This is a genomic window from Bradyrhizobium sp. SZCCHNS3052 (assembly GCF_032484495.1).
Classification (GTDB): Bacteria; Pseudomonadota; Alphaproteobacteria; order Rhizobiales; family Xanthobacteraceae; genus Bradyrhizobium.
Window position 1 is genome coordinate 1 of record NZ_JAUETB010000002.1, and the last position, 10,376, is coordinate 10,376.

The window sequence follows — 10,376 nt, forward strand, 5'->3', positions numbered from 1 at the left end:
ATATTTCTCGAGCTTAAGCGCAGTCTCGTTGCCGGCCAGCCGCTTCAGCCAACGCCGCAACGTGTTCTCGGTCAGACATTGTTGCTGGCAGCATTTGCGGATCCCGAGACCGCTTCGACGCCACGCTTCGATGTGCAGCGACCACCATTCGCGGCGCGCCTTGTTCTCGAAATGTTTGGATCCCACCGGAGATTCTCCACAGCAGCAGAGAACCCGAAATGGAACGACAACACACGGGGGGGAAGGGGTGCAGAGACCGGACGGTTACAAGCGACCGATTAAAGCTGCAAGATAAAAGCGGCTCGCCGGTTGAACAGCAAGCCATTGACGTGGCTTGCGTTCAACCGTGCCGGTCGGTCGGTCAGCGTGCCGCTATTGAGATATCTGCTAGCTAAGTCAAAGGCCAATTCAGCACCGATCGTAGTTTGGCGAACTCCAGCGAAAGGCTCGGATCAGTTCGGCGGCAAGCGCAAGAACGCAGATAAATCCCATTGCGGCCATCGTGGCTCAGAGCCTGCGCCGATGCCTGGCGCCGACGCCGGAGAGCATATCTTGGCCGGTTCCTCGGATCGCTCCTCAGGCAGTGTCGCCGCTGCCGCCCTCGGCCTGCTGTGCGGCCGCATTGACCTCGGATCCTTGTCGCTCCAGCCAGAAGCCGGGTGCTTGATACCAGACCCGTTCGGTCTCGGCGAATGACGGAATGCTACGGTGGAGTGCCTGGATCGGAACATTTAATGTGGTCGAGCTCTCGAGGGCGTTCTTCAGCCTGCGACTGGCGTCCTCGTCGCGGCCGTTTGTGCAGGGAAAGATGCTGACCCCACCGATCGACGAGGCCTCGAAGGAAGCACCGCGACGGATCACGCGCAGCAGGAAGCCGGACCAATCCTCGCTGGTCAGCGGGAGCAGCAGCCGGCCGTTTTCGGCGAGGCTATCGAGCCATTGCGGAGCGGGATGCGTGCAGCCTGCGAACACAATCACGACGTCATGTTCGCTCGCGTCGGCATGGAGATTTCGGCCATCGCCCGAGATCATCTGGACCTGCGGCCAGCTGTTGAGGTTGGTGTGGGCTCGAGCGGCGAGAGCCGGGTCGACTTCGACCGCCGTCACCCGCCCGGCGGGCCCGACGATTTCGGCGAGCACGGCTGAATAGTAACCGCTGCCCGCTCCGATCTGCAGCACCCGCTCACCCCGTGCGATATCGAGGTGCTCGAAGTTGCGGGCCCAAAAGCTCGGCATCCCATTGTTGAGCTTCCGGCTCGGGTCGATCGAGACCAGGACGTCGTGATAGAGCCAACTCGGATGCTCGTCCGGGGTAATGAACGGCTCCTGGTAGGGGTAGGGTATGATCCACCAGGGACCTGGCCCGACGAACGCCTCTCGCGGGACCGCGCCGAAGGCCTCGACAATGTGTGGGTTGCGCAGAACTGGCGTCTTGCAGCGTAGGTCCTCGGCATACCAGCGGCGTGCTTGGGCGATGTGATCCACGGTTCTCTCCTCTCAGCATGGAGAGGATGCGGATCTCGGATCGGTCGCGCGGACACAGCCGAAAATTCTTCCCGAGGCTGTCCGCAATGTATTTGCTCGGCCGCATAATAGGGGTCATGGAACGATCGATTGGCACCTCTGGAGTCGGTTCGAACACCGGTCGCACCGCCGCCGATGCAGCGGCGGCGATCGAGGCCTTGTCGGAGACCGATCTGGTACGGCTGAAGGCTCTGGCGCAATTGTGGGGCCGCGGGCTGCCCGGAGGGATCGGCTGGACCGACGTGCTGCATGAGGCCATTCTCCGCGTTCTCGACGGATCGCGGGTCTGGCCGCTGGGCGTGCCGATCCTGGCTTTCTTGTCCGGCGTCATGCGCAGCATCTGCGACGACTATTGGCGGCGTGTTCGGAGCGAGCAACGATTACTGGTCAGTCGCGATGATCCCGGCCAATACGGCGTTCCGAGCGATCCCGTTGACGAATTGTCCGATCCCGAACGCGTGGCTGTCGCGGTCGCAGGGCTCGCCGAGGTGTTTCGGCTGTTTGCAGGAGATCCGGTCGTGTTGCAGATCATCGACGGGCTGGCCAACGGCCTCACGGCCAGGGACATCTGCCGGGCGTATGGCATCTCGGATATCGATTACGATACTGCGCGGCGGCGAATGCGGCGCGCGCTGCTCCGCCACCAACGGAATTGGAGCACGCCATGACACGCTGGCACCCCCGCCTTGAACTCGCGCGCCTGCTCGAGGCGCTCAGTGATGATATCATCGCAGCGACTGACGAAGAGCTGCGGGAGATCCAGGGACGTGCCCTGGCTGGCACCGCACGGCAGGTCAGGCGTCTCATCAAGGCCGCGCAAGCCGCCGATGGAGCGGGAACCGCAATCGGGAACTCCAGTGACCTACGGCCTGGTCCGCAGCCTGCTCCGTCACATCACAACCGGCACTGATCGGGTAGGAGAAGGCCCCTAAAGGTGGGGAAGAGGGCGGTCTCTGCGAGGCTCGATCGGCTACGGATGCGGCGGCTGGTTGGGGCCTCCTCGCCATCTATGGCCAACCTCGCACCGGCAACGGTCAGCGCGGTGATGCTGTTCGTGTCCCTCGACCCCACGCGAACGGGTCTGATTGTATAGCGGCGTAGCACGGCGAAGACTCGGCGATATGCGAGCCCGGAGTTGCTATAGCACAATCGACCTATGCCGCCGTGCGGCCATTGCCAGAGTGAGTTGCGCACACCGACGAATGCGAGGTCCGGCAAGCTCCTGAACGAGGCGAATACTCGTGTGAGCCTCGCGCGCCATCCCAAAGGTAGGGTTGGATGCCGTCGGCCGGCTGAAGTTGGCAATCATGTGGATGGGGACGCTTGGACGGTTAGTCGCCAGTGACCATCGTCCGTCGCGAGCACAGGGCGCAGTTCACCATCGTCCCAAACGCTGTCTTCGCGGATCCCGCCTCTCTGTCGAGGCCAAGGGCGTCCTTGGCCATCTCTTGTCGCGTCCGCACAAGTGGCACGTCCGCCTCGATCATGTCGGCCGCACCCTCCTGGTCGGCCGCAAGAAGCTCCAGCGCATCTTCCGAGAGTTGATCGCCGCTGGCTACGTCACTCGCGAAGCGCAACGAATTGTCGACGGACATCGGTTCGGTGAGATTGATTACGTCGTCCGCGACGTGCCGGTGTCTGTGGATAAGTCGGCGCGTCCGCGGGGTCGAAAGGGACCCGCGGCTCCGCGGGTCCAAAAAGGACCTGCGTATAAAGACTCACCGCAGGGCCCTGAGGGACCTGCCTATAAAGAACTAGATAAAAACAGATCCTTTCTGCCAGGAGACCGCGCTCTTGATGGTCGGCCGGACGCCATTGGCGGGACGCACGATCAGATGGCCGAGCTCCAGGATGATGCTCGCCTTGATCCGGGAATTGTCGAGCTTTTCGGCGACGTCGCTGAAGGTTGGGAATTGGTTGCCGCGCTCCCGGACCAAGCACGGACTGAGTTGCGCCAACGCTACAAACGAGGTGAACTCGATCGGGTAGCGATCATAGAGCTACGGAATCGATATCGGCATTTGCTGGGTGCCAGTCGCCACAAAGGGAAGTGATCGGTACTGTTGGGGGAGCCCCCAGCTCGTGCTCGGAGCAGTGGCGGGAGGAAGCTCCGGGCGGATACAGAGCCGGCGACGCCGTGAAGGCGACGGAAGCCGAAGCTCTTCCGTGATGTCTCGTCCCAGCTCCCGATCCTGCGGAATGGCTGCAAGGCACAGAGCGGGCCCAGGAGGCAGAAGGGACCGGGGCGGCCCCATGCTCACCAGTTTCCTTTTAAGCACAGGGCGGCCCGTAAGGGCTGGAGAGAGATGGAACCGAGGATACGGCCAAGGCAGTATACCGAGGATAGAAAACTGGCAAACGCCTTGATCCGCTAGCATTTTCCCTCTTACCTAGCGAGAGCCGTTCCCGGCGCTCAACCGTTTAATCTCGAGCCTGTAAGCGCGGCTCCGTAGCCTCGCGGTCCGCGTGCGCGCTCCTTCGGCGCAAATTTAAAGGAAGGGCGCAGGAGGGCCGCGTGCAGGCGGCACCCATAGCCCGCCTGCAGTAAGATAAGGCGGCAGTAGTCACCACAGGATTGGCCGAGACATCCTGCCTTCCCTGAGAGATGGACTTAAGAGCAGCTCCGCGCTCCCTAGGGACCGGACTTGCTTGCTGCCCCGTCGTCGTCACCGACCATGACAACAGCGTCGGGACATCGGGACCACACGGCTTGATCGTCCGCAATGGCGTCGTAATTTCGCACGCGAAACGCGCACTGCGACCCGACGCTGCCCTGGCATCCCACGCTCCACGGTTCGTGACGATCGAGAAACGCCTTCAGAGAGCGCGAGGCGGCGAGGAGATTGGCCCGACAGTGCAAGCCGAAATCGTGCGGCAAACTGGCACGACGGGCGGTCTTGCCATGAGTGGGATACGGCGAGCGCCACTCTATGTGAGAAAAGTACTACAAAGTTTTCAGATATTCGATGATATCCCAGCGTTCCTCCTCGGGGAAGGCGCCGCCGATGATGCCGTTCGGGTAGTCCTTATTGGGCTTGGTCGGCCCCTCGAAGGAATGGCCGAGCGTGCTGTTGCCCTTGATCGGCTTGCCGTTCGTATCCTTGGCGGCGAACAGCGACTGGCCGACCTTGCACGACGTCTCGCCACCCTTCGGCACGTCGAAGCCGACATGCTTCGGATCATAGTCGCGGGCGCCCTGGCAGAACGATGTCGGCCGCTCCGCAGCTGGCGTCAGCATCCAGTACAGCGACGGCACTGAGCCGTTGTGCAGATAGGGCGCGGTGGCCCAGACGCCGTTCAGTGGGCGGGCACGATAGGATTTGCCGGCCGGGTTCGGGCAGTTCCTGCGATCGCCCCACAGCGTAGCCTGCTCAACTGGAGAGAGCTTGCGGTCCTCCATCCATTTGTCGCTTGCCTTCTGCACGACGGCCATCAGCGCTAGCGCGTAGGGCATCTCGGTAGTCGAGCCCTGCGGCAGGTTGCAGCCCTTTAAGTCCTTGGCCGGATCGAGCCCGAGAAAGCCTGGTACCTTGACCTTGCGGACCGCGAAAATGTTGGCCTGTCCGGGATCGGTCTGCATTGCCTCTACCGGCTTCTGTACCAAGTCAAGGATCGGCCCCGTCGCGTTCCAGCCCTTGCTCTCCCAGTCGTCGGCCGACTTTATCTTCCAGAAGCTCTTGTCCGGATAGGTCTTGTCGAACACGGGATCGGCGACCGGGCCGAGATGGCACTCGACGCAAACGGCCGCGTAGAGCTTGCGGCCGCGCTCGACGCGGGCCGGGTCTATCTTCCAGGCGTCGTCACCGGCGAACAGCTTCTCCGGCCATTTCGGCGAAGCCAGGCCGCCGAATGCCGGCGTCGTGGTCGCGAACGGGTCGGGGCCGCGCAGCATGTCCTCGATATGGACGAGGTTCTCGATCGCCATCGACGACCGCCACAGCTTGTCGCTCGCCGTCTCCGGCGAGAAAATGATCTGGGTCGAGACGCCGAGCACCTCGCCCGCGTCGCGGATCAATGGCTGCGAAATCGAGCCGTCATACTGCGCCCATGAGAACCACGGCACGGTCCAGATCGGCGGATAGGATACCGGCGCATCGATCGCTTCCTGATTGCCTAGCATGTTCGTCATGCCGCTGGCGGCCATGTCGAGATAGAACACCTGGTTGCCGATGCGGTTGAGCGCATCAAGTCGGCCGAAACCTTCCTCGGTCTCGGTCTGGCCCTTCGCCTCGATCGCAGTCTGGTAGTTCTTGGCCTGCATGTTGAGCGCAAAGTCGGTCGCCGCCTTCAGCCCCTTCTTCAGGGCATCACGGTCGGCATCCGTGGCGTTCGGCCCCAGCACCCGATCGGCAAAGCGCGAGAAGCGGCCGGGCACGTATTGCGTGAAGATCATCGCAAAGCCCATGGCCTCTTCCAGCTTGCGCAGGTCGACCATGCCGGGACCGCCGTCGAAGCGCACGCTGACGCCCTTGTAGTGGATGCTGCCGGTGTGACAGGCCGCGCAGGTCAGGCCGATCTTGTCGGACTGGGCGGCGCCCGTCGCTGGATCGGTAACGCCGCTGAGCCGGGCGAAGCCGACCGGCAGGCCGCCTTCATTGCCGGCCGGGGTTGGCTTCAGGCCGGCGGGTAGCATCGGCGCAATGTCGATCTTGGCAACGGTCGTCGCGGCATAGCCGAACGACCTGAGAGCGCGCGGGTCTCCGTCGACGCTCCTCGGACTTGGGATAAAGCCGAAGCGTTCGAGATAGGTGCTGTCAGAGATCAGGCCTGGCGTACCAAACAGCGAGAAGTTGGGTTGCTCCATCGCCATGAACCAGCTGTACGCAATGGGGAAGGTGGCAGCACCTAGCTGAGCGTGATGGAACCAGTGGCGTTCTTCATTCGACCAGTTTTGGTCCAGCCAGTAAGCTTCGCTAGTTGGCAGCGCCTCCGGCAACTGAGGAGTTAGAAGCGCTTCTGCCGTTTTTGGTAGAAGCGGACGGATTGATCCGACGAACGGCGTTACGATGACTATAAACGCAAGGATCAACAGTAGTGTGAAGGCCACGCCGGTCAATCGACGCGCGTTCGCTGCCACCTTTCTGGCCAATTGCTCATTTTTTCTGGCGTCATTAGCTCGTCGCCTTTCGACTTCTAGCTCGGCGTCCTTCAAGCGATTGAGTGTTGACAATTTGTCAGCATCTTCTCTCTCCTGCCGTTCGATGCTAGTGTCGACATATGACAACAATTCAGAGCCGAGATCGTCCCTTCGCGAGCTCAGCCATTGCTGCGCAGTAGTCAGGCGCAATCCCATCAGCAGCTGGGCCGGCTTCTGCTCGTCGGGTAGCTCGGCATAGATCTTCGCCTCCTGCTCGACCTCAGTGCGCCAGATTAGGAACTTGCGCTGCTCGTCGAGCCACTCCTTCAGGCGCGGCCAGCGCTGCAGCAGTTGCTCATGCGCGACCTCGACGACCGGCTCGCCACCGAGCGTTGGCGTCGAAATCGTCAGCAGGCGCTGATCTGGGCCCGAGAGTCTCTCGGCCAAAGACCACTCTTCCGGGCTGCATTCCGACTTACGGGCGCGCCGGCGTACGGCTTCGCCTGCCGGAAACACCTGCGCGAGGCGTAGAGTGAACAACCGCTGGATGGCGGTCTCATTGGTCCTTGCAACTGCGACAAAGGCATCGGCGCGGCGCTTGAGCGGCAGGCTGATGTCGATTATCCCAGGCTGATCGGACCAGCGCAGCACGCCATCGCCGCGGTCGAGCATGTTGAGCCACATTTCCTGCAGTAGGTCCGAAAGTAGCGGCAGCGTGCCAGCCTCGCGTTGCGTCGCTCCCGCGATGAGTGCAGGGATCTTTTGGTCCTCGAAACGCGCGCCCAGCGTCTCGGCCGGCTTGCGAATGACGTCGACCAGGACGTCGCGGCCAAGCGGCCGCACGTCGAACCTCTCCGACACATCGAACAGTGCGTCATTCTGGAAATCGCTGTAAAAATCGGAGCGCAGGCTCAGAAGCACCGTGAAGGAGTCGTCCTCCGCTGCGTCGATCAGCAGTTTTGAGAACAAGCGCGCCTCGTCAGCCGGGGCGCGGGTGTAGTTCTCTTCGCCCTGATCAACGTAGAGAACGAAGCGCTTCGGCTGGACGCCGCCATGCTCCTCCGCAATCCTGTCCCGTGTTAGTCGCAGCATGTCGCGGAGTTGCGAGCCGGTCTGGAACTGCTTGACCCATTCCTTGGCTTCCTTCTCGATTGCCGGCGCGCTGGTGCCGTAGAGCTTGACGAAGCTGGCGGCCAGTTCCTTGACCGGCTCTCGGCCAGGACGCATCGAGACGTGAAGGTAGGACCGGCTGTCCCTCAATGCTTCCGGCCAGCTTTTTTCCCCGAGCGGCGGCAGCTGCGATTTCAGCCGCGACAGCACGCCAGCCAAAACCAGCGATGATTTTCCGACGCCGGATTGTCCGATAAGAACTACGGCTCGCCTGCTCGCGCTCGACAGCAGGTCGAGGATGTCGGCCGTCTCCTTTTCTCGTCCGAAGAAGAAGTCTGCGTCCGTCTCAGTTAGGGCAGGTAGCCCCTTGTAAGGCTGGAACCGACGCCATGGCTCCCAATCGTCGGATGACGGCGCGGCATCGAGTGCGCTCTCGATCGCAGCGAATGCGGCGTCATCCGGCAGGTGCGGCGCGAAGATTTGATGCAGCGTCGATAGGAAGGCAAGGCCTGGCGCGGGTCGATCGGCGATGACGACGGGAATAATGCGCGGGCGTCCCTCTCGCTCCGTCTGCCGCGATAGCTGCAACGCCTCGTAATATTCGAGCTCTTGCCATTGCCCTATGCTTTGGCCCAACATAAGCAGCACGACGTCCGCCTCAGCCAGCTCCTTGGCGAGACTCGGCATCCAGTAGACACCGCCGGTCAAGCCACGCTCATCAAGAAAACATGAGATATCCGGCCTATGCAGTCGAAGTCGCGTGTCGAGCTGCCTGACGAGTTCTCGATCGCGCGACGCGAAGCTGATGAAGATGCGCACGTTCAGCCCCAGGATGAATCCGATTCCAAGGGGCATAGTTTCCTAGTGGTACCCACCCCTTTCACCCATCGATGTTAGGCGTACAGCCAAAGAATATCTATAAATCTATGTTGTTGGAAACCGCCACTCAACGGGATATGGTCAGTCCTGCCAGAGTTGGCGATGAGCTTCGAGCTGATGATGCTGGTTCGCGCGATAGTTTCGGGAGCAATTCAGCTCGTGTTGTGGCCTAGGCGGTCACTGTGTCAGGATGGGCGAGAATGTCGCGACGAGACGCCGCCGCTGGACGCTCTGCCGAACTTCTGCAACTATTAATTTCGAACGGTAACGCGCTGTTGCGCCCGGTAGGCCCTTGATCTCGCACTCGATCGTGAACAGCTGATCGACCGTCTCGGTCGCTTTGCTCGCGATCTCAGCTGAAAGTCTCTAATAACATACAACGTGGATGAGTGCAGCAGTCGATCTCGATGGTCCGGAACTACTTGCATGGTTATTCATAGTAGCGTTGTAGCCGACACACGCGCTAATTTGAAATATGGGAAAAGATGCGTCTCAGCAAGGGCGCCGGCGCGGTCGGGCGAGTAGAAGAGCATAGTTGCCGCCAGCGCGTGCTCGGTACGTGAACGATCGTCGAGTACATAGGTCCATACACACATGCCGTTGAGCGCGCTGCCGTTGCGAGGAGCGGGATAGTGCTGTCGTCGGTGTGGATGCAATCTCCGGCGAGCAAGTGCGCCTTTGATCGGCTCGACTTGCAGGATAGATGTCGCGGCCGCCGAGCGTCGAAACAGCCCGATCGAGATGGAGCTAAAAGCAGCTTAACCCTGTCTACTTTTTTGGGAGAAGACCACCTTCACAATATTGCCGTTTCTCCCCAAACGGATTGCTAGTCCGTTGAATTAGTTTTCTTTCCCTACTTCCCTAGCGACGGCGACCGACGAGCATCGCATCAGTTAATGCTAGAGAATAGCTCGCGAGCTCAATGATCGGTTTACGCTTGCTCGATTCAGTATTGGACCGGCGCGGCAACGACGATTGGGGCGCAATCTTCTGTCGTTGATCTCAAGTGCGCAACGGTACCCTTGCCACCTCACAGATTGCCTCAACGAGCAAGCGAACTGCTCGTCCTTCCCAGCTTATCTGGTCGATCGGATCTTCCCAGTACTCGGAAAGAACGTGGGCCAAGTGACGCGCTTTCACACTCAAGCCGGTAATAGTCTGTGCGGGGCTCTCCATAATCGCTCGTTCTATCGGATCTAGACGCGCGAGCAGCGCCTCCTCCTTCGTCGTTACGAAATCCTGGGAGGGAGCGGGCTCACCGACTTGGCCATCCAGCTCCGCCATCAGCGCAATAAATTGGCCCTCAAGTTTCAACAGATCAGCGTCCGGGCTTTGAGATCGGTCCGATCTGCAATCGTTTGCAAAATCCGCGCCCATATAAATCGAGCTCCGGTCATCGGAAATCGTTTTTTGTAAACGATTACCGTTAATAATCGCGGATGTCAACGCTTTTCGTGGCTGGTAGACGAAAAACAGTGTCCCATGAAATGGCGGTTGGATGACCCCCGATCAATCTCGGGCAGCTAGAGGGCTGCTGGACTGGTCTCAAGCTGAATTGGCGGCTCGCTCGAATCTGAGCGAGAGTACTATTCGCGATTTTGAGAAGGGGCGCAGGCTTCCTGCGATTAACAACTTGGCGGCGATCAGACGGGCCCTAGAGGCAGCCGGGGTCGAATTTATTGACGGCGATAAACCTGGAGTCCGCTTGAACCGCTAAGGAATGATTCCGGCATGGCGTCAGTTCCGGGGCCATCAACAATATCCGGCATTCCGACAAGAGAAACTT

8 protein-coding genes are annotated in these 10,376 nt (G+C 60.7%); 2 read left to right on the plus strand and 6 right to left on the minus strand.

The genetic code is table 11. The features are described 5' to 3' along the window. The coding region (tnpA, locus tag QX073_RS08070) for an IS66 family insertion sequence element accessory protein TnpA (RefSeq protein WP_410052362.1) at window positions 1-186 on the minus strand (186 nt) is incomplete at its 3' end. 390 nt (window positions 187-576) lie between these two features. Further along, on the minus strand, window positions 577-1,485 hold the full coding sequence (locus QX073_RS08075; protein ID WP_316225597.1) for a protein-L-isoaspartate O-methyltransferase family protein: 909 nt from the start codon (window positions 1,483-1,485) through the stop codon (window positions 577-579). Between the two features lie 86 nt (window positions 1,486-1,571). Here QX073_RS08075 and QX073_RS08080 point away from each other — a divergent pair, with 86 nt between their 5' ends. Continuing rightward, the gene (locus QX073_RS08080) at window positions 1,572-2,192 is read left to right on the plus strand and encodes a sigma-70 family RNA polymerase sigma factor (protein ID WP_316225598.1); all 621 of its coding nucleotides are present in this window, start codon (window positions 1,572-1,574) and stop codon (window positions 2,190-2,192) included. A gap of 663 nt (window positions 2,193-2,855) precedes the next feature. Here QX073_RS08080 and QX073_RS08085 read toward each other — a convergent pair. The 4 genes from QX073_RS08085 to QX073_RS08100 all read right to left on the minus strand — a co-directional run bounded on the left by QX073_RS08085 (window position 2,856) and on the right by QX073_RS08100 (window position 10,036). Next, entirely contained in the window at window positions 2,856-3,119 is a 264-nt protein-coding gene (locus tag QX073_RS08085; RefSeq protein ID WP_316225599.1) for a hypothetical protein, read from the minus strand. Window positions 3,120-3,278: 159 nt separating this feature from the next. Further along, window positions 3,279-3,461 carry a hypothetical protein gene (locus QX073_RS08090; RefSeq protein ID WP_316225600.1) on the minus strand — a complete coding sequence of 61 codons (183 nt, stop codon included), beginning with the start codon at window positions 3,459-3,461 and terminating at the stop codon, window positions 3,279-3,281. A gap of 1,007 nt (window positions 3,462-4,468) precedes the next feature. Further along, window positions 4,469-8,530, minus strand: a complete 4,062-nt coding sequence (locus tag QX073_RS08095) for a toll/interleukin-1 receptor domain-containing protein (RefSeq protein ID WP_316225601.1) — start codon at window positions 8,528-8,530, stop codon at window positions 4,469-4,471. 1,062 nt (window positions 8,531-9,592) lie between these two features. Next, the gene (locus tag QX073_RS08100) at window positions 9,593-10,036 is read right to left on the minus strand and encodes a hypothetical protein (protein WP_316225602.1); all 444 of its coding nucleotides are present in this window, start codon (window positions 10,034-10,036) and stop codon (window positions 9,593-9,595) included. Window positions 10,037-10,088: 52 nt separating this feature from the next. On the opposite strand from QX073_RS08100, the gene QX073_RS08105 reads away from it, so the two are divergent. Next, window positions 10,089-10,307, plus strand: a complete 219-nt coding sequence (locus QX073_RS08105; RefSeq protein ID WP_172179802.1) for a multiprotein-bridging factor 1 family protein — start codon at window positions 10,089-10,091, stop codon at window positions 10,305-10,307. Window positions 10,308-10,376: the final 69 nt, after the last annotated feature.

Excerpts from the sequence above, each read along its gene's own strand:
- QX073_RS08080 (WP_316225598.1), top strand. The coding sequence starts at position 1,572 with ATGTATTTGCTCGGCCGCATAATAGGGGTCATGGAACGATCGATTGGC.
- QX073_RS08085 (WP_316225599.1), bottom strand. The coding sequence starts at position 3,119 with ATGTCCGTCGACAATTCGTTGCGCTTCGCGAGTGACGTAGCCAGCGGC.
- QX073_RS08105 (WP_172179802.1), top strand. The coding sequence starts at position 10,089 with ATGACCCCCGATCAATCTCGGGCAGCTAGAGGGCTGCTGGACTGGTCT.